This is a genomic window from Streptomyces sp. E2N166 (genome assembly GCF_003671715.1).
In the GTDB taxonomy this organism is placed as follows: Bacteria; Actinomycetota; Actinomycetes; order Streptomycetales; family Streptomycetaceae; genus Streptomyces; species Streptomyces thinghirensis.
Map to the genome: position 1 here is coordinate 256615 of NZ_RAIF01000006.1, position 19654 is coordinate 276268.

At 69.2% G+C, this 19654-nt stretch carries 19 protein-coding genes and 3 pseudogenes; 11 read left to right on the forward strand and 11 right to left on the reverse strand.

Annotation, left to right across the window (positions count from 1 at the left end; translation table 11 throughout):
• Positions 1-137: 137 nt before the first annotated feature.
• On the forward strand, positions 138-716 hold the full coding sequence (locus EBH09_RS01360) for a TetR/AcrR family transcriptional regulator (protein ID WP_121745215.1): 579 nt from the start codon (positions 138-140) through the stop codon (positions 714-716).
• A 479-nt stretch (positions 717-1195) separates the two neighbouring features.
• Positions 1196-1327: pseudogene (locus EBH09_RS38425) on the forward strand (succinyl-CoA--3-ketoacid-CoA transferase); the annotation flags it as partial.
• A gap of 74 nt (positions 1328-1401) precedes the next feature.
• On the opposite strand, the pseudogene EBH09_RS39925 reads toward EBH09_RS38425, so the two are convergent.
• Positions 1402-1587, reverse strand: a pseudogene (locus EBH09_RS39925) (hypothetical protein); the annotation flags it as partial.
• 418 nt (positions 1588-2005) lie between these two features.
• Positions 2006-2407: a DUF6336 family protein gene (locus EBH09_RS01370; protein WP_121746170.1), complete on the reverse strand. Its 402-nt coding sequence runs from the start codon at positions 2405-2407 to the stop codon at positions 2006-2008.
• 528 nt (positions 2408-2935) lie between these two features.
• Between EBH09_RS01370 and EBH09_RS01375 the strand changes: the two genes are divergently transcribed.
• The 4 genes from EBH09_RS01375 to EBH09_RS01390 all read left to right on the forward strand — a co-directional run bounded on the left by EBH09_RS01375 (position 2936) and on the right by EBH09_RS01390 (position 5675).
• Positions 2936-3139: a cold-shock protein gene (locus EBH09_RS01375; RefSeq protein ID WP_121745217.1), complete on the forward strand. Its 204-nt coding sequence runs from the start codon at positions 2936-2938 to the stop codon at positions 3137-3139.
• Positions 3140-3366: 227 nt separating this feature from the next.
• The gene (locus EBH09_RS01380) at positions 3367-4848 is read left to right on the forward strand and encodes a DEAD/DEAH box helicase (RefSeq protein ID WP_121745218.1); all 1482 of its coding nucleotides are present in this window, start codon (positions 3367-3369) and stop codon (positions 4846-4848) included.
• 58 nt (positions 4849-4906) lie between these two features.
• Complete coding sequence (locus tag EBH09_RS01385) at positions 4907-5311, forward strand: CBS domain-containing protein (RefSeq protein WP_121746171.1); 405 nt, start codon at positions 4907-4909, stop codon at positions 5309-5311.
• Positions 5312-5360: 49 nt separating this feature from the next.
• Positions 5361-5675, forward strand: coding sequence for an SCO5918 family protein (locus EBH09_RS01390; protein WP_121745219.1), 315 nt, complete (start codon positions 5361-5363; stop codon positions 5673-5675).
• A 121-nt stretch (positions 5676-5796) separates the two neighbouring features.
• On the opposite strand, the gene EBH09_RS01395 is transcribed toward EBH09_RS01390, so the two are convergent.
• From EBH09_RS01395 to EBH09_RS01410, 3 genes are all read right to left on the reverse strand, one after another.
• Complete coding sequence (locus EBH09_RS01395; protein WP_121746172.1) at positions 5797-6156, reverse strand: hypothetical protein; 360 nt, start codon at positions 6154-6156, stop codon at positions 5797-5799.
• 212 nt (positions 6157-6368) lie between these two features.
• Positions 6369-6809: a DUF2267 domain-containing protein gene (locus EBH09_RS01400; protein ID WP_121745220.1), complete on the reverse strand. Its 441-nt coding sequence runs from the start codon at positions 6807-6809 to the stop codon at positions 6369-6371.
• Between the two features lie 429 nt (positions 6810-7238).
• Positions 7239-7676, reverse strand: a complete 438-nt coding sequence (locus EBH09_RS01410; RefSeq protein WP_121745221.1) for an Hsp20/alpha crystallin family protein — start codon at positions 7674-7676, stop codon at positions 7239-7241.
• Positions 7677-7804: 128 nt separating this feature from the next.
• On the opposite strand from EBH09_RS01410, the gene EBH09_RS01415 reads away from it, so the two are divergent.
• Entirely contained in the window at positions 7805-8461 is a 657-nt protein-coding gene (locus EBH09_RS01415; RefSeq protein WP_121745222.1) for a type III effector protein, read from the forward strand.
• Between the two features lie 236 nt (positions 8462-8697).
• On the opposite strand, the gene EBH09_RS01420 is transcribed toward EBH09_RS01415, so the two are convergent.
• Positions 8698-9042 (reverse strand): MerR family transcriptional regulator, encoded by a 345-nt coding sequence (locus EBH09_RS01420; RefSeq protein ID WP_121745223.1) that lies wholly within the window; start codon positions 9040-9042, stop codon positions 8698-8700.
• Positions 9043-10125: 1083 nt separating this feature from the next.
• The gene (locus EBH09_RS01425) at positions 10126-11340 is read right to left on the reverse strand and encodes a cation:proton antiporter (protein WP_121745224.1); all 1215 of its coding nucleotides are present in this window, start codon (positions 11338-11340) and stop codon (positions 10126-10128) included.
• Positions 11341-12342: 1002 nt separating this feature from the next.
• On the opposite strand from EBH09_RS01425, the gene EBH09_RS01435 reads away from it, so the two are divergent.
• From EBH09_RS01435 to EBH09_RS01450, 4 genes are all read left to right on the forward strand, one after another.
• Entirely contained in the window at positions 12343-12858 is a 516-nt protein-coding gene (locus EBH09_RS01435) for a DUF2617 family protein (protein WP_121745225.1), read from the forward strand.
• A complete protein-coding gene (locus EBH09_RS01440; protein WP_121745226.1) occupies positions 12855-13259 on the forward strand; it encodes a DUF4247 domain-containing protein in 405 nt (134 codons plus the stop codon). Before EBH09_RS01435 ends, EBH09_RS01440 begins: the two co-directional genes overlap by 4 nt.
• 64 nt (positions 13260-13323) lie before the next feature.
• Positions 13324-13761: a DUF350 domain-containing protein gene (locus tag EBH09_RS01445; RefSeq protein WP_121745227.1), complete on the forward strand. Its 438-nt coding sequence runs from the start codon at positions 13324-13326 to the stop codon at positions 13759-13761.
• A 10-nt stretch (positions 13762-13771) separates the two neighbouring features.
• Complete coding sequence (locus EBH09_RS01450; protein ID WP_121745228.1) at positions 13772-15373, forward strand: polyamine aminopropyltransferase; 1602 nt, start codon at positions 13772-13774, stop codon at positions 15371-15373.
• A gap of 536 nt (positions 15374-15909) precedes the next feature.
• Here the strand turns inward: EBH09_RS01450 and EBH09_RS01455 are convergent.
• The 4 genes and pseudogenes from EBH09_RS01455 to EBH09_RS01475 form a co-directional block, all read right to left on the reverse strand.
• Positions 15910-16653, reverse strand: a complete 744-nt coding sequence (locus EBH09_RS01455; protein WP_121745229.1) for an alpha/beta hydrolase — start codon at positions 16651-16653, stop codon at positions 15910-15912.
• A 400-nt stretch (positions 16654-17053) separates the two neighbouring features.
• A pseudogene (locus EBH09_RS38435) lies at positions 17054-17245 on the reverse strand (DUF393 domain-containing protein); the annotation flags it as partial.
• 61 nt (positions 17246-17306) lie between these two features.
• Positions 17307-17879 carry a dihydrofolate reductase family protein gene (locus EBH09_RS01470; RefSeq protein ID WP_121745230.1) on the reverse strand — a complete coding sequence of 191 codons (573 nt, stop codon included), beginning with the start codon at positions 17877-17879 and terminating at the stop codon, positions 17307-17309.
• 158 nt (positions 17880-18037) lie between these two features.
• Entirely contained in the window at positions 18038-19546 is a 1509-nt protein-coding gene (locus EBH09_RS01475) for a DUF4246 domain-containing protein (RefSeq protein WP_121746173.1), read from the reverse strand.
• Between the last annotated feature and the right edge of the window lie 108 nt (positions 19547-19654).

A 19654-nucleotide genomic window follows, 5' to 3' on the forward strand; every position in this document is an offset into this window, starting at 1 on the left:
GCCCATATGCCGTTCGGCTCCGGTCCGGGTCAGGACCGGATGCCGGCGGCGAGGAGGGCGGCGAGAGGGCACCCTGACGCGGCCGTCGAGCCAGCACGCTCCCCCTAAACGCAATAGCTGTGCTTTAAGGTGGAGGCATGAGTCGTAAGCCGATGGTGCGCCCCGGCGGGCGCAGTGCACGGGTCCAGGCTTCGGTGCACACCGCTGTCCGCGAGATCCTTTCGGAGCGGGGCCGCGACGGGGTGACCGTGCCGCTGGTCGCCCAGCGCGCCGGAGTCACTCCCTCGACGATCTACCGCCGCTGGGGCGACCTCCAGGAACTGCTGTCGGACGTCGCGGTGGAGCGCCTGCGGCCCGACACCGCGCCGGAGGACCACGGCGACCTGCTGTCCGACCTGACGGCCTGGGCCGAACAGTTCCTCGACGAGATGTCATCCCCCTCCGGCCGCGCCTACGTCCGTGACGCTCTGCTCGGCGACCCGGACGGCACCAACGCCGGTCAGTGCTCGGCCTACGCGGCCGAACAGGTCGACGTCATACGCGCCCGCGCGATCGGTCGCGAGGAGAACGCTCCCGACGTCGAGACGACGATGGACCGCGTGGTCGCTCCCATGATGTACCGCATCCTCTTCCGCCCGGACGGACTCGACGCCGCGTACGCCCGTCGGCTCGTGACCGAGCTCCTCGACGCGGGTGAGGAACACCCCCTCCCGTGATCCGGACCTCGCGGCCCGCGCAGGGGGATCGCCCGGATTCACCGTTTGCCCATGCCCGCGGGCTGTCGCGGCTCGGGCGAGGCGAGGACCTTCGGCTTGTGGCGTGGTCCGGGGGGATTACCACCGGCCCGGTCTGTACACGGCGTCGCGGCGGCCACGACCTTCTTGCCGAGACTGGTGAGCCGCATGGGGTGTTTGTCTCCGCCGGGGGCCGGGCCAGGAACTCGCCGCCCAGGTCCTGTTCCAGCTTGCGGATCTCCAGGGTCACCGCGGCGTCAGCCGTGCCCGCCGACGGGGCCCACCGCGCGGGGTGTGTCCGGCGACCGACGAGGAGGCCCCACGCCGGGTCTGCCGACGAGATGAACTCGGCGCTGGAGGACGCCCTGAAGGCCTCTCCGCTGCCAGACGGTATGCCCTGGAGGCCGTGGTCACCGAGGCCACCTCGTCCCCCGATGTCCACGCAACCCTTCACTCCTGGAGACGGCATCCTCGGCGCTGTCCCCTATCCCACCGAGGCGGAGGTGGGCCCCGACTTGATCGACGCGGGCAAGGAGCCCTTCACCGTCCTCTGCGCCATGCGGGTGTCCGCCACTGGCGACCTCGCCAACTGGGTATTTCGGCCAAGGTGGTTGCCCTGGCCACCGCCGCCGTAGAAGAAGATCGATTCGCCGCCGTAGGTGTCCCGCACGGTCTTCAGCCGGGCGGCGATCTCGCCGATCGCGGTGTCCCAGTCGATCTGGGTGAAGGTGCCGTCCGCCTCCCGGCGCAGCGGAGTCGTCAGCCGGGTGCCGCCGTTTTGGTAGTGGTCCAGACGCAGGGCCTTGTTGCAGGTGTAGCCGGCGGTGGCGACATGCTCCTTGTCACCGCGGATCTTGGCGAAGCGGAGGCCGTCGGTTCATGCAATAGGGCTGCGAGCAGCCGCTGAACCGCAGCGAGGGCACGGCTTGGCCGAGATACGCGCCCGCTTCGACGGTGCTCCTGAGCGCGCTGGCTCAGCTCAACACGCTGAACTGACGGGGAACCCGCCAGGTGTGGCTACCAGAAGCAGCTGGACATGACGCTGGTGGGGCCGTAGCTGATAGCCGGATTCGACGTCGACGTCACCCGTGATACCTCCAGGCGGCCGCGCCATCCCGCGCCCCGGCATCGCGCCCACCCCAGCCTCTCCCCCACCGGCGCCGCCCGCCTGCCGGCGCCGCCACACCGACACACGGATGCGGCGGCCCGGTCGACGCGCAGCCGACTGAGCGCACCGCAGCCTGCCGGCAGCCATTCATTGTCCAGGGACGCTAGCTGTACAACCAGCTGTCGTAAGGCGCAGTGTCCACAAGTTGGTACAGACCGAGAGCGGCAGCTACGAGGACAACGAGAAACAGCCCGGAACGCAGGAACACCGGACCCACGATGGTGGCTGAGGCGGCCTGCCCCGTGAGGGTGCGCCAGTCCCGCACACGTCGGATGTCCCCCGCGCTGGCCCACCAGAAGCCAGCCCCGATCACAAGGAAGATCGCACCGAAGAGGACCAAAGCGCCGACGACGGCCAGGAAATCTCGTCGGTCGCTGTGGCCGCTGACGCTCAAAGTCGCCACCACGAGCGGCACCACGCCCAGCAGGCCGAAGACCACCCCTCGCCGCGCAACGTCGGCCGGCCGCAGTCGCGGCAGCATCACGCCGTCTTGGTCCAATGCCATGGCCAACAGCCTAGCCCGCCCGGCTCGGGCAGCCGCAACGTCCCCCGGCACGGTCCATACCGTGAAGCGGCGATGCACGGTGGCGGTCGACGTGCCGAACGTCGGCGGCGGATGCCGCCGACCATCGCCCACGACCGGCATCCTGCCGCACGACCATCAAGTCACGCGATTCAAGCCTTGATCGGTACGGTCGGCATGGCGGCCTGTTCGATGCCCGCTGGCCGTGGTCAGCGGTATCCCGCCCTGGGCACCATTTTATCTGCACCCGCGGATTGAGAATTCCAGGAAACAGACACAAGGTTTCTTACAGTAACGAGCGGAGCGGATTTGTTCCACACGCCCAGAGCGCCACAACGTGCTACTGTCATAGCCAGTTGCAGTTATGGCTCCCGAATTCCAGTACTTCCTGTCGAAATTTGTGCGAATGGAAGTACTTTTGGCACCGGTTTTTCCGGACGGGGTGATCATCGCGGCGACGCGGCATCCGTACAGTACGGGCGCCGACGCACTGCCCCGAAGGAGAAAAACATGGCCAGTGGCACCGTGAAGTGGTTCAACGCGGAAAAGGGCTTCGGCTTCATCGAGCAGGACGGCGGCGGCGCCGATGTGTTCGCCCACTACTCGAACATCGCAGCCCAGGGCTTCCGCGAGCTGCTCGAAGGCCAGAAGGTGAACTTCGACATCGCGCAGGGCCAGAAGGGCCCGACGGCCGAGAACATCGTCCTCGCCTGACGCCGGCGCGCCCGTCGGCGCGCACTTCGTAGCTGGGGCCCGCATCCTTCGGGGTGCGGGCCCCAGCTGCATGCTTTTTCGTAGCCCCTTTTCACCTGTTGCATGACCGCGGGGAATCCGCGAGCCAAACGCGCGGGTTCCCGTTCACTGGGCCCATTCTTGCAATTCTCGATGCGTTCGCTGCTGCGGGAATTCCTTGATATGTGCCGCATCGAGGAAGGTTCCGCATGAACCGCACACGCACGAACGACCGCTTCCCCCGCACTCGCAGCGGCAGCGCCGCCCCCACGATGAACGGCAGCCGATACGGTTCCCCGGCCCGCGTCGGCGGGCCGTTCCGTTCCAACGGCGGCGGCCGCGGCCGTCGTCCAGCCGCGGTGCAGGGCGAGTTCGCCCTCCCGGAGACGGTCACCCCGGCGCTCCCCGCCTCGGAAAGCTTCGCCGATCTCGACATGCCCGCGCAGCTGTTGGCCGCCCTCGGCGCGCAGGGCGTGACGGTTCCGTTCCCGATCCAGGGCGCGACCCTGCCGAACTCCCTCGCCGGCCGCGACATCCTCGGCCGGGGACGCACCGGTTCCGGCAAGACCCTGGCCTTCGGGTTGGCCCTGCTGGCTCGTACGGCCGGGGAGCGTGCCGAGCCGCGGCAGCCGCTAGCACTGGTCCTCGTACCGACGCGTGAACTGGCGCAGCAGGTCACCGACGCGCTCACGCCGTACGCCCGGTCGGTGAGGCTGCGACTGACCACCGTCGTGGGCGGGGTGCCGATCGGCAGGCAGGCCAGCGCGCTCCGCGGCGGCGTCGAGGTCGTTGTCGCCACCCCCGGGCGCCTCAAGGACCTCATCGAGCGCGGCGACTGCCGGCTGGACCGGGTCCGCGTCACCGTTCTCGACGAGGCGGACCAGATGGCCGACATGGGTTTCATGCCGCAGGTCACCGAGCTGCTCGACAAGGTGCGTCCCGGCGGCCAGCGCATGCTGTTCTCCGCCACTCTCGACCGCAACGTCGACCTGCTGGTGCGCCGCTACCTGAGCGACCCCGTCGTGCACTCCGTCGATCCGTCAGCCGGCGCGGTGACGACGATGGAGCACCATGTGCTGCACGTGCACGGCGCCGACAAGCACGCGGCCACCACCGAGATCGCCGCACGCGAGGGCCGGGTGTTGATGTTCCTGGACACCAAGCACGCCGTCGACCGTCTCACCGAGCAACTCCTCAGCAGCGGGGTCCGGGCCGCCGCCCTGCACGGAGGCAAGTCGCAGCCGCAGCGGACCCGTACGCTGACGCAGTTCAAGAACGGGCATGTGAGCGTGCTGGTGGCGACCAACGTCGCGGCGCGCGGCATCCATGTCGACAACCTCGACCTTGTCGTCAACGTCGACCCCCCGACCGACCACAAGGACTACCTCCACCGCGGCGGCCGTACGGCCCGTGCCGGCGAGTCCGGCAGCGTCGTCACCTTGGTCACGCCGTCCCAGCGCCGCGCCGTAACCCGCCTCATGGCGACGGCCGGCATCGTCCCGCAGACCACGCAGGTCCGGGCCGGGGCGGAGGCCCTGCACCGCATCACCGGCGCCCAGGCTCCCTCCGGTGTCCCGGTCGTCATCACCGCACCGGTGGCTGAGCGCCCCAAGAAGCGTGGCGCCACCTCGCGGGGCCGACGCCGCCCGGCTTCGGCGGCCCGACGGCCTGTCACGGAGGCGGCAGCCTAGAACCGTCCTGATCAGAAGGCTGGCCCATCAGTTGACCGAACACCGCAGGAGGCACTTCTTGACGCTGGCCCAGACGCAAACGCGCCCGATGAGCACCGACGCCGCATACCCGACGGCCGCCGACGCCATGGACGCGGCCGGGCTTCATGTCTGGGAGGACATGACCGTCGAGGTGGCACTGTCCGTCATGGCTGCCGCCCACACGGGTCACCTCGTCGTCCGCGACGAAGACGGGCAGTACACCGGCCTGGTCACCCGGGACCGGCTCAATACCGTGCGGGACGGTTCCGGATATTCGGACCGGGTCCGTCTACGCGACATCACCGGGAGCGACGGGCCGGTCGCTCCCCCGCTGACCACACTGGCCGATGCCGAGCGCGCAATCCGTCACCGGCGGCTGGGGGCCCTGCCCGTGGTCTACGGACACGGCAACGCCCTGGGCGTTCTCGCCCACTCCCGCTGACCAGCCTCGCCATGGTCGGTCCCTGCCCCTCTACTCGCTGTGAGGCATCATGCGCTGTGTCATCGCCCGCTTTCCGTTCGAGCTCACCAAGGGCGGCGTGCTCGAAACGATGAAGGGCGTCAAGCCCGAGCCGGTCACCGGCGACTCAGTGATCATCGGACGCCGCCACTATCCCGCCAAGCAGGTCGGCCAGGTCATCACCCACCAGGACCGCCGTGACTTCAGCGGCGGCGAGGTCCTCCGGGCCATGGCCCGGCTCGGCTTCACCTGCCGTACCGCTCCCGAGGCTGCGACCGTGACCGCGAGGATCGTCGACCCGCTCCAGCGGGCGTCCGCGATGCTCGGCGCCCCCTTGTCCGTCTGACCCGGCGGAAGAGGCACGGACAAACAGTGGTCGGGGCCCCCACCGGCGTACACGGGTGGGGGCCCCGACCGCGTGCGCGGCGTGCCCGGCCGGCGACGGCCTGCGGACGGGAGCCAGGTGCTCAGTACTCGGAGTAGCTGAAGTCACCCACGGTCCAGGCGCTGACGTCCTCGATCGCCACGCGGTACATCCCGCCTGTTTCCGGGATCCCCATCGTGCCCTGCAGAATGCGCGCGACATGGAAGTGCAGGTGCGTGGGCGGTCCGTCTCTCTCTACAGGAGCGTCGAAGACGGCAGAGAACTCGCCGAGGTCGGCGGAGCCCGCCAGTACCTCCGACACTCTCTGTCGCCACACGGCTTCGGGAGCCAGGCGACCCGTTAGGACAGCGCCACCGGTGACCACGGTCAGGGACATCCGACTGCTTTGCCCGGACTCCACGAGGGCGACAATGTCAACGATCAGCCCGTCAGACTTCGGCATGAGACGGGATTCTATACGCCAAGCGGCCTGGGCAGTGACACTATTCGTCGGGTGGGGCTCACGGGCCCTGCTGCCCAAGGCCCGGGCATCACCGTTCCCGATCGTCATTCCCCTCTGGCGTCGCTCGTGCCGCAGGTCCTGATCGGTCTCCTGGGACGGCCCGGAAGCCCGGCCCTGTACGGCGATGCCCCCTGTTCCGTTCCGCCGGAGGGTCAGGCTGCCTGGGTGAGTTCTGCGCGGCCGAAGAGGATCGCGTAGCCGGAGGGGAGCTGGGCGAGGACGCGGTCGAGCAGGTCGGGCCCGGCGATGCGGGCGACGACGCCCAGGACGGATCCGACGTCCCAGCGGGTGGTGGCCAGGGTGCCGCCGGTACGAGTGGCGAGGTCCCTGACGAAGGCCCAGCCGGTCATCGAGTCGGTGGCGGGAATCTGGGCGGCGAAGACCTGTGCGGCTTCGCGGGGCAGGCGGGCTGCCAGCTCTACGCGTTCCTCGCCGGTGACGCGGCGGCCGAGGGCGGCCAGGACGGCAAGGACGACTTCCTCGGCCCGTTCACGCGTGGGGTAGGCGCCGTTGTAGCGGACCTGCTCCAGCATCTGGCCGTACGACATGGCCGGGATGGTGGTGAGCGTCGCCGGGGCCGTCTTGGTCTGCATCGGTGATGGGTGCCTTTCTCGCTCGTGAGGTGGGGTGACGGTGTGGGCCGGTGACCGCGGACACGGCATGTGTCAGTCACCGGACGTGGTGTCGAAGGTCGTGGTGTCCTGCGGCCGGCGGAAGAGCAGGTCATATCCGGGTGGGAGCTGCGGCAGGATGCGGCCCGCCCGTACCTCGCCGACCAGGTGGGGGGCGTGCCAATCAGTCCCAGCACGGCGTGCGCGGTACGGTCAGCCGCCCCGCGGGTCTCGTACTCGCCGCGTTCCTGTATCTGGTCGAGGAACACGTCCCGGCATGGCCGTCGGGCTCCCCCTTGCCCCGGCGGTCCGACGGTCCGGCGGTCCGACGGTCCGGCGGTCCGTGCAGGCGGGCGGAGGGCGGGCGCTGCGGGAGCCTTGCCCGCCCTCCGCCGCCGTGGTGGCTCCGCGTCAGCCGGAGAGCTCCTTGCGGTCCGCGCCGCCGCTGACGGAGATCTTGCGAGGCTTGGCCCGCTCGGCGATCGGGACGCGCAGGGTCAGCACGCCCGACTCGTAGTCGGCGCTGATGTGTTCGGTGTCCAGGGAGTCGGCCAGTACCACCTGGCGGGAGAAGACACCCAGGGGGCGCTCCGAGAGCTCCATCTGGACGTCGTCGCTCTTGGTGACGGGACGGCGTTCGGCCTTGACGGTCAGCATGTTCCGCTCGACGTCGATGTCGATCGCGGCCGGATCGACACCTGGCAGGTCGAGGGCGATCACGTAGGCGTCGCCCTCCCGGTAGGCGTCCATGGGCATCGCCGACGGACGCGACCAGGTGCCGGACGTGCTGCCGAAGAGCTGCTGGGTGAGTCGGTCGAACTCACGGAAAGGGTCGGTGCGCATCAGCATCGTGAAACACCTCCAGTACGAGCAGAACCGCTCATGCGCTGCTTCCTGTAATTCTTGTAGCATGTCATCGAATGGATGACAAGCTAAGGCGTCACCCGACGGGTGACGCCCTCGAGTGGAGGTGAATCATGACCGCGGACGCCCAGAAAGCCGGTACGCAGCCCGCGTCGTTCCTCGCCGCCAAGGCTGCACTGGCAGCGATTGACGAAGCCGTCCACACCGCCCAGGGACCGCAGACCGCGGAGCGGCCCGGCACCGAGGTCAGTCCCGACCAGGCCCTGGCCGCGCTGCTGCTCCTGCGCCAGGTCCGCGCCCGCCTCGCGGGATGGGAAACGGGGCTGATCGAAACCGCACGTGACGCGGGGGCCAGCTGGGCCGACCTCGCCCACCCCCTTGGTGTCGCCAGTCGGCAGGCCGCCGAACGCCGCTATCTGCGCCTGCGCCCCGGAGCCCCCGGCTCCACCGGCGAACAGCGCGTACAAGCCACCCGGGACCGCCGCGCCGCCGACCGCACCGTCACCGCCTGGGCCCGCGGCAACGCTGCCGACCTGCGCCAGCTCGCCGGCCAGGTCATCGCCCTCACCGACCTCCCGGCCAAGGCCCGCAACCCCCTCCTGCAGGCACTCGGCCACGACGACGCCGCCGGTCTCATCGATCCTCTGACCCGCGCCCGCGACCACCTCGCGGCCGACCACTCAGACCTCGTCGTCCGTATCGACAACCTCACCCGCCGCACAGACCAGCTCCGCACCCCGGGGCACGGGAAACGCCAGTCCCCCGGGTGACAGGCGGCTCCCTCCATCCCCACGTAGTGGTCGGACAGCTGTGTCAGCTCGTGCGGGGCACAGTTCCTGCTGCAGGGGCGGCCGACGGACAGCTTCAGATCCGTGCCGCCTGGCCGTCTTCTTGGGCAAGCACAGTGGCCCTACGCCTGCTTGTAGGGCCACTCACCGTCCTGACCCTGCCGAACGCCTGCGGAGAGGCGACCGTCCCCGACCGCCATCCTCTCGAGCAGGCCAGGTCAGGCGTCGGTCTTGTCAGAGTGGTCAGCGGGACGTTGTCGCAGCTGCTCGTTGATGCGCTGGGCCTCCTCGAGCTGATCTTCGAGGACGATGATCCGGCAGGCGGCCTCGACGGCGGTGCCGGCGTCGACGAGTTCGCGGGCGCGGGCAGCGATGCGCAGTTGGTAGCGGGAGTAGCGGCGATGGCCGCCTTCGGAACGCAGGGGGGTGATCAGGCGGTGTTCGCCCAGGGACCGGAGGAAGGCGGGGGTGGTGCCGAGCATGTCGGCGGCCCGGCCCATGGTGTAGGCGGGATAGTCGTCGTCATCGAGCGGGACGGCGGGGCGGGTACTGCCAGGGGGCATAGACCTCTTCTTTCGTGGGACGCGTCGAGGGGCCCGCGCGCCGACTGGCGCCCGGGCCCCGAGCTTTCAACACCATCTGCCGGCTGACGTACGCCGGCCTTCTTTTTCCGCTGCGGTCCGCCTGGGAGGGCGGGGCTGCGGGGATCGCGGATGCGTGACCGGGGACCACCTTCCAATCCGGGGCCTGCGGTACCCGGGCGGTCTTCCTCAGCCCGGGCGATCCTGATGGCGTTCTGCTCCTTACCTGTTGCGTGTTGATCCGTCTGTACTGCCGGGTTGCGCGGTACTGCTGTGCGGCCCCTGGGGCCGCTCGGCCCGGCAGCCAGTGGAGGAACCCGTCACTTCCGGCTCCACCACTCCGCTGCCGTGCCACCTTCTTCGACCTGCTGCACGGCAGTTCGTCTCTGCCGTGCCCATCGACTTCTGGGCTACGACGAGAACGTTACCCTCCGACGGCGGCAATGTCTACAGCAGACAGAACAGATTTACTCCATCCGTGGCTCCGAGGAACCTGTCGCTTTTACACCCGTAAGGGCTACCTGCCTGATTGAAGACCAACCGCGAGTGCCCGAGCCCGACGCAGCGGTGCAACCGATCAGGCGAGGAACTCTGCGCATGAACGGCGCCACGGATGCCCGCCCGCCGACAGGGGCGAGGACGGGCGCTCGGCGGCAGTGCTCGCTGCGCATGTTCGGTGGCCGAGACCCGGCCGTCAGTCACCACCTGATGGCAGGGCCCACCACACACGCGCGGCGCGCACGCCGTTGCCGGGGATCAGGGTCCGCTGTGGGGTCCGCCATGACCTGGCCACACAGGTACAGCGGGCGTGAAGATGCGGTCCACTCTTCCCTGCCCTTACTGCTGATCGAGTCCGACGAGTCCGGGCCCTGTTGGACCCGTACACCGGTCGCCTCCGGCTCCCAGAATTCGCTGCATCTGCCAGTCGACTCGCTTGCGGCCGGGGCCCGGCCCAGCTCCCTGTACCGGCGTGGCCTCCGCCGATGTCCCCAGCCATGGCGACCGGCTGTGCCGGTGGTGCGGGTGGTCACATGGGCCAGGTCGGCCAGGCCCCAAAGGCCGCGATCAGACGGTGATGCGCGAGGGCTCGGTCTGCTCCGTGTCGGTGGCGGCCGGTGCCGGCTTCGCCCGACGGTGGCTGACACGGCGGGCCAGGGAGTCGGTGTAGCGGGCGGTGAGGGGACCGACGATGACGAGGATCAGGACGTAGGCGGTGGCCAGGGGGCCGATGCGGGGCTCGACGCCCACGGCGAGGCCGGCGATGACGATGGAGAACTCGCCGCGGGCGACCAGGGTGCCGCCCGCCCGCCAGCGGCCTCCGCCCTGGATTCCGGCGCGGCGTGCGGCATACCAGCCGGTGGCGACCTTCGTGAGGGCGGTGACGACGGCGAGGAGGAGGGCGGGGGCGAGGACGGGCGGGATGTCGGCGGGGTCGGTGGAAAGACCGAAGAAGACGAAGAAGACGGCGGCGAACAGGTCGCGCAGGGGCGTGAGGAGGTTGCTGGCGCCTTCGGCGACTTCCCCGGATACGGCGATGCCTACGAGGAAGGCGCCGACGGCGGCGGAGACCTGCAGTTCCTGGGCGAGGCCGGCGACGAGAAGGGTGAGCCCGAGGATGACCAGCAGGAGCATTTCCGCGTTGTCGGAGGAGACCGCCCGGCTGATCAGCCGTCCGTGACGGAGTGCGACGTAGAGGACGGCGCCGACAGTGCCCAGGGAGATCAGGAGTGTGACGGTGCCGCCAGCCAGGCTGACCCCGGCCAGGAGTGCGGTGAGGATCGGCAGGTAGAGGGCCATGGCAAGGTCCTCGATGACGAGGACGCCGAGGACTACGGGCGTTTCACGGTTGCCGAGCCGCCGCAGGTCACCGAGAACCTTGGCGATCACGCCGGAGGACGAGATCCAGGTGACACCGGCCAGCGCGACGGCGCCGACGGGCCCCCAGCCGAGGATCAGCGCGGCGATGGCGCCGGGCGTCGCGTTGAGAACGAAGTCCACTGCTCCCGAGGGGTATTGGGTCTTGAGGTTGGTGACCAGTTCCGAGGCGCTGTACTCCAGGCCGAGCAGGAGCAGCAGCAGGATGACGCCGATCTCGGCGCCGGTGGCGACGAACTCCTCGCTCGCCTGGAGGGGCAGGAGGCCGCCGTGGCCGAAGGCGAGCCCGGCCAGCAGGTACAGGGGGATGGGCGAGAAGCCCACCCGGCCGGCGAGGCGGCCCAGCAGGCCCAGGGCGAGGATGATGGCTCCGAGTTCGATGAGCAGGGCAGTGGTGTTGTGCACGGGCGTCGGTCCTCCGGTTCGGCGACGGGCGTCTGTGCCTTCATGGCGACGGCAGTCGAGTGGGTGCTGCCGGTGAGGCGGGCGATGCGGCCAGGCATACGGGTTTGCTCGGTCGGACCGAGTGAGGCATGCCGGGACCGGTCTCGGGTCATCGGATGATCACGACCGGCGGGGAGAGGCACCGTTCGGTCAGGCAGGGCCGGGGCAGCGGTGTCCAGGGGCGGCTTCGGCTCCCCCGCCCGCGTGTGCGTCGGACCGGGCGGTCAGATACCGGAAGCAGTACTGCCCGAGTCGGGGACGCTGTCCCGGGCCGTGTTGTCGATGCGTACCGTCCTGGCGACCACGCCGGGCGCACGGCAGGAAGGCCCGGCAGTGGGCAGGTCAACGGCCCGGATGATCCGATCCATGGCACTTCCCCCCATCACACCGAGAGCCGGACCCGCCGCAAGACAAGCCCCACACAATGAGCAATCGACCGCTCAATGGAGCGATGCGGCTCGAGGCGAATTTTACCGCATGCCGAATACCGCCTGAGCCGCAAGTAATCGCATACAGCAACAAGTAGGCCGGGGAGAGCGGCAACTCGCTGGACACTTGTCTACTTTCGCCAGTCGGCCGACGAGACGGCGGTGACCTCCGATTCGCACCACGCTCGCCGAGCCGGCGGGCGAGTCTGCCGCGCCGGCCGATGGCACGCAGGCGGCGTTCCGCGACCTCCCGGGGCTGCCGGGGGGATGAGCAGGAGTGAACCGCCGGCACGCAGCACGGTGTCGTGGTCGGGGACCACGGTGACGCCGTCGCGCACGATCAGGGTGAGGACGGTCGGAACGAACGGACAGCGCACGGCCCAAACGCCGGCGCCCCTGCGCCCGATTCGTGCGGAACGCAACAGGCGGCGGGCGCGCGCGCTAACCGGCGAGAGCACCCCAGCCATCAGGCGCCCCTCGAGGCTCATGTGCCATACTCAGCGCCGCTCATAGCAATATCGGACCGGGGGGCCGCGTGCACGCTCTATCTCTGCTCTCTCTGCGAGCCCCCTACCTGGACACGGCCGCGGATCAGCTCTGTTTCTCACTGGACCTGACCGAACGGCCAGCACTCGCCGAACGAGAGGTGCTGGTGGGGGGAGTGAGCGTACGCATGAGGCTCCTCGGCGCCTCGCACCAGGTCTTCGTCGGGCCCGTGCGGGAGACGGTGGCGTGCCTGCCGGGTGCCACCCGGGGCCTGCCGGCCAGGCTCACTCGGCAACAAGACGCCTGGGACTACGACTTCAGCGCCACCACGGCGCGCCTGGACCCTCTCGGGTTCAGCGCCCAGGTGGTGGACATCCTCGGCCGGGCGGCCGACGCGGAGCACAGTCTGTGCGGAGTCTTTCCCGGTTCGCCGGAGGCTGTGACGGCAGTGGTCGTCGAGGCGTCCGACGAGGCGTGCCGCACCCGACTGTCCTGGCGGACCTGGCACACCTACCCGCAGGACGGGCAGATCGTATCGACGCACACCACGCTGGAGGCCCGATGAACAGTGTCCGATTCGTCCGCGGAGCGGTGGCCGCCGCGCTGGTCACGGTCCTGCTCTCGGCCTGCTCCAGCGACGGGGACGACGGCGTCCCGCGCTCCTGGATCCGCGATGAGTACACCGCTTCGGGCGGGTCCCGGTGGCTCGACAAGGACAGTTCCCCGGCCCGGGTCGCCGACGCCATCCACGACCACCGCAAGGCCCTCGACCGGTCTACCGGCGGCGGCATGCGCTTCCTGCGCTACGGCGACGACATGGTGACCGTCTCGCCGTACAAGGGCGGCAGTCTGATCGAGATCGAGGACTACCGCAACGGGTACCGGCGGCACCAGCAGCACCTCGTGAACTGGCCCAACCCGAACAGCCAGAGCTATCGCGGTGGCGGCCCCGGCGAAGGCAAGTGACTCCGGCGCTCGAATCCTGGCACCACCTCCCCACCCTGCAGACGCTCTCCAGAAAGGCACCCCAGTGACCGAGATCTTCGAGTCGGCCGGCCAGGCACTGCTCTACGGAGTCGTGGGCCTCGCCGTGATGGCCGTCGGCTTCGTCGCCCTCGACCTCGTCACACCCGGCAAGCTCTTCCACGTGGTGTGGCGGGACCGCAATCGCGGGGCGGCCGTGCTGCTGGGCAGCCAGTCCGTCGCGGTGGGTCTGGTCATCATGGAGGCCATCCGGGCGAGCGAGTCGGAACGGGGACTGGGCCAGGGCCTGCTGAGCACGCTCCTCTACGGCCTGGCCGGCGTGCTGGTGATGACGCTGGTCGGCATCGTGATCGGCATGCTCACACCGGGTCAGATGGGCGCGATCGCGCTGGAGGACGAGGACAACCGCCCGCACCCCGCCGCCTGGGTCCAGGCCGGCATGTACCTGGGCACCGCCTTCATGGTCGGCGCGGCCCTCTCCTAGGACACCACCCATGAGCTCCACCACTGTGGACGACCGCGACACCGCGGCCGCTCCCTCCCGCCCCCCGGAAACCCAACCTCCCCGGGGGGCGCGGTTCCTTCTGCTGCTCTCCGTCTTCCTCTGTGCCGCCTGCGGCCTCGTCTACGAACTGGCCCTGACCGCGCTGGGCAGCTACCTCATCGGCAACTCGGTACTGCAGACCTCCGTGGTCATCTCCGTGATGGTGTTCGCCATGGGCGTGGGCTCACTGGCCGCGAAGCCGCTGCGCCGCCGCGCGGTCGTCGCGTTCGCGGTACTGGAAGGGGTACTGGCACTGATCGGCGGCCTGTCCGTCCTGGTGCTGTACGCCGCCTTCGCCTGGCTGCAGCTCTACATGCCCGCGATGATCGTGGTGTCCCTGGTGGTCGGCCTGCTGATCGGCGCCGAGATCCCGCTGCTGATGACCCTTCTGCAGCGGATTCGCCGGCAGGAGGCCAGCAGCGCCGTCGCCGACATGTTCGCCGTCGACTACATCGGTGCACTGGTCGGCGGTCTGTGCTTCCCGCTGTTGCTGCTGCCGACCTTCGGACAGCTGAAGGGCGCGCTGGTGGTCGGCGTGGTCAACGCGGTCGCCGGCGTCATCGTCGTGGTCCTCATCTTCCGCCGCGAGCTCCGCCGCACGGTACGGGCCGGTCTGCTGGCCGGTGTCGTCGCCGTACTCGCCGTGCTCGGCACGACGTACGTGCTAGCCGAAGACCTGGAGGTCACGGCGCGTCAGCACATGTACGCCGATCCCATCGTGCACGCCGAGACCACGCCGTACCAGGACATCGTGATCACCCGGTCCACCGCCTTCACCGGGAGCCCCGACATCCGGCTGTTCCTCAACGGCGATCTCCAGTTCAGCTCCGTCGACGAGTACCGCTACCACGAGTCGCTCGTCCACCCCGCCCTGTCGGGCCGTCGCGCCAACGTGCTGATCATGGGGGGCGGCGACGGGCTCGCGCTGCGCGAGGTGCTCCGGTACGAAGACGTCGAGCACGTCACCCTGGTCGAACTGGACCCGGCCATGACCCGCTTGGCGCGGTCCTACGCACCACTGCGCACGCTCAACGGGGGCGCGCTGGACGACCCCCGGGTGGAGGTGGTGAACGCCGACGCCTTCAGCTGGCTGCGCGGTGCCCGGCAGCAGTACGACGCGGTGATCATCGATTTCCCGGATCCGGATTCGGCGTCCTTGGCCAAGCTCTACTCGGTGGAGTTCTACCACCTGCTCGGCCGGGTCCTGGGGCCGGAGGGCCGGGTGATGGTACAGAGCGGATCACCCTTCTTCGCCCCGAAGACGTACTGGTCGATCGCCAAGACGATCGAGACGGCGGGCTACGCCACGACGAAGTTCCAGGTCGACGTTCCGAGTTTCGGCAACTGGGGATTCGTCCTCGCCGGCCGGGGCACCGAACCCCCGCCACTGCGACTCGCGTCGGACGTTCCGAAGTTGCGGTACCTGGACGACGCGGTGCTCAGGGCGGCGACCGTGTTCCCCGTCGACCGCCGCCGCACCGACGTACGGGCCAGCACTCTGATGGACCCCGCCGTGCTCGACTACGTCCTGGACGAGTGGCGCAACTACTGAGTCCCGCTTCACCCGTGAGGGGGCCGCTGAGGCTGGTCGGCGTACCGCATGTGCGATGGTCACGTCGACCGGCTCGATGGCACTGCCCGGCCTGGTCGACGCGGCCGCGCTTCGGGGACGCGCCGCCCACGGAGTCGGCCTGGGCGTCCACGCCGAGGTACCGACGGCGAGCACGGTCACCCCGAGCGCCCCGACCACCCTGCCCTACCAGGCCCGTCCGTCACCGTGCCGCGCCATGTCCGCCCCGCCTTCGCGTGGTTCCCTGCCGGTCCTGGGTTCCGTGGGAACCGCATGGCAGGACGGGAGACGGCAGCCGCGGAGGCGTCCGTGGTCACGAAGTATCCGGGGACGTTCACTCACAACTCGACGACCGGCCCGGACCACCGCAGGTCGTGCGGTCAGCGCGGGCCCGCTGCCGGGTCGGCAGCGGGCCCGCCCGCGCGACGAGCGCAGGTGTGCGCCGGGGCCGGCCCCGCGACGGGAAGCGTCCTGGCCTCACGCGACCTGCCGTCTGCCGGTGGCCCGACGCCACGGCCTCACTTCATCAGGTGCCGGGTGAGGAACCGGGCCGCGGCGTCCCCCGCGTACCGCGGGACGCCGGTGTGCCCGCCCATGTTGGCGTGCAGCGTCTTCTCCTTGGAGCCGAAAGCGTCGAACAGGTCCAGGACCGACTGCCGGTCGTTCGCTTCGTCGTCCCATTGCAGGAGGACATGCAGCGGAATGGTGACCTGGCGGGCCTCCTCGAGTATGGCGCGAGGCACGTAACTCCCCGCGAACAGAACGGCGGCCGAGATGCGCGGCTCGACCAGCGCGAGGCGGACGCCGATGGAGATGATTCCGCCTGAGTATCCGACCGGGCCGCCGATCTCCGGCAGCGTCAGAAGGGCGTCCAGGGCGGCCCGCCATTCCGGGACCGACCTCTCGACCAGGGGCAGAACGAGGGCATCGACGATATCGTCGCCGACCGGCTCGCCGGCCTCCAGCGTACGGTGCAGGTCTGCGCGGGCTTGCTCGTCGGCGGCCCAACGGGGCCGGTCACCGCTACCGGGGAGTTCGATGGTGGCCGTCGCGAAACCGTCCGCAGCGGCGTGCCGGGCGCGGGCCGCCAGTCGGGGGTACATCCGGGCGAGTCCGAGCGGGGGGTGGCCGAGCAGGATCAGCGGCATCGCTGCGTTGGCGGAGGCGGACGCGGGCGTCCACAGGACGCCGGGGATGCCGTCGAGGGTGAACGCGCGCTCGAGAACGTCGCCGTCGAGACGTCGTTCGGAAGTGAAATGCATGGTCGAGCCTTTCGGGAGAGCTGTTGTACGGCGCTCCCGAGCGGCCTATCGCCCGACCGTGAACCCAGAGGAGAGCACCCGAGTGAATTCGTTCACGGGTACCACCTCCTCGTTCTCTCGCACGGCCTACGGCAGCGTAGCGCGGGTCGCGATGGCCCGCCATGCGATTCTTCTGCCCGGGCTCCGCGACCGGGTTCCGCACAGCCGTGGGCCCCAGACACCTCGCATGCGGTATTCGCCGACCCGCAGACAACGCGTCCTGCCTCCTCGAGCCGGCCAGCTTGTCGGCCGACGCCGACCGGCGCGGGCTCCGCCTGCGCGGTGAACCGCCATGAGCGGTGCGGCGCCGTGGCCGACATGGACGTGAACGACGCGAGGTGCGCGAGGGGCGCGAGGAGTTGACCGCCCACCCCCCGGCGCTCGTCAGGAGCTTGGCCACAGCCTGCGCGCCGCCGTGGACAGCCGCCGTGGGTGTCACCCACAGCACCTCCCGCCGGGCGCGCTCCTGACACACGCCCAGGACCGCGAGGTCGGCCCGCTGCCAGGGGGTGGTCTCACACCGAGGACGTACCCTCCGCTCGATCACACGCACCGCCGCGGTGCAGAAGCCGCAGTCTCGAGTGCCGCGACGCCGGGCGAGCGCGGGAGCGTTGTCAGCGGACGACGTCGAAGACGTCCTTCTGCAGCCCGTTGGCGTAGGCCTCGTGCTCAACGAGCTTCAGCTTCTGTGTGTCCTTGTCGGTCGCGCTGAAGAGTCGCTTGCCCGCCCCGAGCAGCAGCGGGAAGACGAGCAGGTGGTAACGGTCGATCAGGCCGGCGTCCGAAAGGGCCCGGTTCAGCGAGGCACTGCCGTGGACGATGATGGGGCCGCCCTCGGTCTCCTTCAGCGCGGCGACCTCGTCGAGGCTGCGCAGGATCGTCGTCTCGCCCCAGTTCGTTACCAGGTCGCCCTCGGTGAGGGTGGTGGAGACGACGTACTTCGGCATCAGCTTGTAGTCGGCGAAGTCCTCCATGTCGGGCCACACCGGGCTGAAGGCCTCGTAGCTGGTCCGGCCCATCAGGACCGCGGCAGCTTCCTTCTGCTCCCGGCCCTTGATCTCGAAGGCCTCGGGGAGGAACTCGACGTCCTTGAAGGTCCACCCGGAGTTCCGGTAACCGGGCTCGCCTCCCGGGCCCTCCACGACGCCGTCGAGCGATATGAAGGCGGTGCTGATCAGGATACGCATCTCGGTTCCTCGATGTCTCGTGTCTGGATCTCAGCGGGTGCGGCCGGTGCACGTTTCGACCACCCTCGCGGCTGCGGTGCACCAGTCACGATCTACGACTGTGCATCACGGAGAAACTCATCGGTCCTCGCCGGCCTTTTACGCAACAGGTCGAGGGTTCAGTGCTCGCAGAGGGAGAACTCTCGCTCGAAGAGCTGCTCGTTGTGTTCGTCGACGAAGAACTTGCGTTCCCGCATGAGTTGTTCACGGTAACTCTTGGCCTGCTGAAGCGTCATGGTCGAGGTGCCGGACCATGGTTGCTGCGGTGGCACGTCGGAGGTCGAGACGATCGGTGTCGACGGATCCACCAGGAAGAACGCGAGGATCTTACGATGTCCCGGGCGGGTCGGGTCCGTGAGGCGGAACGAGTCGACGCGGTGTTGCAGGATGTTCGGAAACGCCAGGCATCGGCCCGCTGGAGTCGATGCCGATCCCAGTACCTGGTTCAACGCGTCCTGGTCCTCCAGCCCGTAGACCTCACGCAGACCGTTGTCGTCGTTCTGTTCGTAGCGCGGGTCGTCGAGTGCCGCCCGGAAGCCGAGCCGGCTTTCGGTGACGTTCTCGCTGTCCCAGTAGTAGATGCCGGTCGAGACGATCCGCTCGTTCATCATCCCCTCGACATGCCAGGAACCGCCGGAGTACTCGGGCTTGTCCGGACTGAGACGAATGGTGGCGAGCTTGACGATGACCTGGAGGCGGCGGCCGCGCAGATCGACTCTGGCGGAGTCGTCGGGGAGCTCCGGCGGTGTGAAGGCCGGCGCGTCCGGAATGACCGGACGGCGGTTCTCCCACCAGTCGTCCTGGGCCTCTTCCCATGCACGAAGGGCTTCCGCGTAACCCTCGCCATCATTGTAGGAGGACTTGTCCGGGTACTCGGGCTCCGAGTCGTACCACCCGTAGGGGTCGGCCTCGATCCGCAAGGGCCGCGGATGGCGCAGATCGGTGAGGACGTTTTCCAGCAGCGGGCGGAAGCGCGCGAACAAGTCCGGGAGCACGGAGGCCAGTTCGCGGTGCTTCTCGGGGTGGACATTGTTGACGTACGAACGGAAGACGACGTCGCCGTCGGTGCTCACGTCGACGTCTGTGGGCAGCCATTGGAACTTCTCCGAGAACTCGTACTTCGAGTAGCGGTCGGTCGGGTTGCTCCATGCCCTCTCGGGTGCCGCGCTTACGTCTCTCACCAGGCAGAACAGTGAGGGATGAACCAGATCCAGTACCTGGCGGTCGGATCCGGGATGCCAGTCCTGCTGTGCTTCCGGCACCTGCTCAAGGACCCGAACCGCCTCGCGCAGCCGCGACCTGAGCTTGTCGTCGACCAGCGTGTCCGACTGCCACACCCCGTCGACGGCGGACACCTCGGCGCCGGTTCTTTCGTCCCGGAGTGCTGCGTAGTGCCGAAGTTCGGCAAGAACATAGGCAGCTTGGGCTTCGGTGAGGCCCTGGGCAACAGCTTCCTGCGTCCACCGGGCGACGATGTCGGCATCGTTCATCTTGTCGAACCACCCCGGCTTCGCCCGAATGAGCGCGCTGCACCGCATCATCTCAAGCTCCCGCCGCGTTCGCGGGCTTGCGAACGATATGGAACGGGAAGCGTGAAACGGCAGTGGAAAAGCAGACAGACCCGTCAACTTGCTCGGTCCTCCCAGTTGGTACGCGGTGGCCGGAAGGATACTCGAGCCGTAGGTACCGAGCGGGGCGTCGCGCTCATCACCGCTGGGCCCCAGCGTGAACACTGT

What these genes read in the sequence shown, in the direction of transcription:
- EBH09_RS01360 (WP_121745215.1), top strand. Translation starts at nt 138, where the DNA reads ATGAGTCGTAAGCCGATGGTGCGCCCCGGCGGGCGCAGTGCACGGGTC.
- EBH09_RS01370 (WP_121746170.1), bottom strand. Translation starts at nt 2,407, where the DNA reads ATGGCATTGGACCAAGACGGCGTGATGCTGCCGCGACTGCGGCCGGCC.
- EBH09_RS01375 (WP_121745217.1), top strand. Translation starts at nt 2,936, where the DNA reads ATGGCCAGTGGCACCGTGAAGTGGTTCAACGCGGAAAAGGGCTTCGGC.
- EBH09_RS01380 (WP_121745218.1), top strand. Translation starts at nt 3,367, where the DNA reads ATGAACCGCACACGCACGAACGACCGCTTCCCCCGCACTCGCAGCGGC.
- EBH09_RS01390 (WP_121745219.1), top strand. Translation starts at nt 5,361, where the DNA reads ATGCGCTGTGTCATCGCCCGCTTTCCGTTCGAGCTCACCAAGGGCGGC.
- EBH09_RS01395 (WP_121746172.1), bottom strand. Translation starts at nt 6,156, where the DNA reads ATGCCGAAGTCTGACGGGCTGATCGTTGACATTGTCGCCCTCGTGGAG.
- EBH09_RS01400 (WP_121745220.1), bottom strand. Translation starts at nt 6,809, where the DNA reads ATGCAGACCAAGACGGCCCCGGCGACGCTCACCACCATCCCGGCCATG.
- EBH09_RS01410 (WP_121745221.1), bottom strand. Translation starts at nt 7,676, where the DNA reads ATGCTGATGCGCACCGACCCTTTCCGTGAGTTCGACCGACTCACCCAG.
- EBH09_RS01415 (WP_121745222.1), top strand. Translation starts at nt 7,805, where the DNA reads ATGACCGCGGACGCCCAGAAAGCCGGTACGCAGCCCGCGTCGTTCCTC.
- EBH09_RS01420 (WP_121745223.1), bottom strand. Translation starts at nt 9,042, where the DNA reads ATGCCCCCTGGCAGTACCCGCCCCGCCGTCCCGCTCGATGACGACGAC.
- EBH09_RS01440 (WP_121745226.1), top strand. Translation starts at nt 12,855, where the DNA reads ATGAACAGTGTCCGATTCGTCCGCGGAGCGGTGGCCGCCGCGCTGGTC.
- EBH09_RS01450 (WP_121745228.1), top strand. Translation starts at nt 13,772, where the DNA reads ATGAGCTCCACCACTGTGGACGACCGCGACACCGCGGCCGCTCCCTCC.
- EBH09_RS01455 (WP_121745229.1), bottom strand. Translation starts at nt 16,653, where the DNA reads ATGCATTTCACTTCCGAACGACGTCTCGACGGCGACGTTCTCGAGCGC.
- EBH09_RS01470 (WP_121745230.1), bottom strand. Translation starts at nt 17,879, where the DNA reads ATGCGTATCCTGATCAGCACCGCCTTCATATCGCTCGACGGCGTCGTG.